Here is a 590-nt window from a genome sequence, read left to right as displayed (position 1 = left end):
CGATCGCCAATGGCTGATCGACCCCAACCCCGCGCGGACGCGCGCCGAGCAGCCGGGCATAGTCGTTCAAATCATGCCGCGCGCGCTTCAGCAGCGGCTCATGCGGCGGCGGCAGCTTGGTCAACGCGGCGTGCTCGGCCTCGACCGGCAACAAGGGCGCGCGCGGCACAGCCCCGATAGAAACCCCGAGCGCGGCAATCGCCACCACGATCAACAGCACAAACGCCGTCACCGCCACCGCGAAACGCCGCCGACGGCGCCCCGAGGCATCGTAGAAAACGGGGGCACTGCTCATGGAATTCCTGTCCTCGGGTAAAATCGTCATGATCGCATCGGCCCCTTCGCATGGCCTAAACGCGACGCCAACATGACATTCATGTCATTCGTAACTCTATCGTTATCTTCGGTCCAAAGGCTAGAGTGCCGGCGCACCTTGCCGTCAGCGATCCCCACGCTAGGATATCCCCCATAGGAGAGCCCCAATGCGCCACATTGCGATCATCGGCTCAGGCCCAGCGGGTTATTATAGCGCGGAAGGCTGTCAAAAGACGTTCGGCGATGCTGCACGCGTCGATATCATCGATCGTTTG

1 protein-coding gene is annotated in these 590 nt (G+C 62.2%); it reads right to left on the bottom strand.

The window, feature by feature from the left end; genetic code table 11:
• Window positions 1-325 (bottom strand): hypothetical protein (locus tag AACY08_RS28125; protein ID WP_339472372.1); only part of this gene is annotated, 325 nt, incomplete at its 3' end.
• Window positions 326-590: the final 265 nt, after the last annotated feature.

It is taken from the genome of Pseudomonas sp. EL_65y_Pfl1_R83 (assembly GCF_963970695.1).
GTDB lineage: Bacteria > Pseudomonadota > Gammaproteobacteria > Pseudomonadales > Pseudomonadaceae > Aquipseudomonas > Aquipseudomonas tritici.
This window is presented reverse-complemented; position numbering and strand designations above follow the sequence as displayed.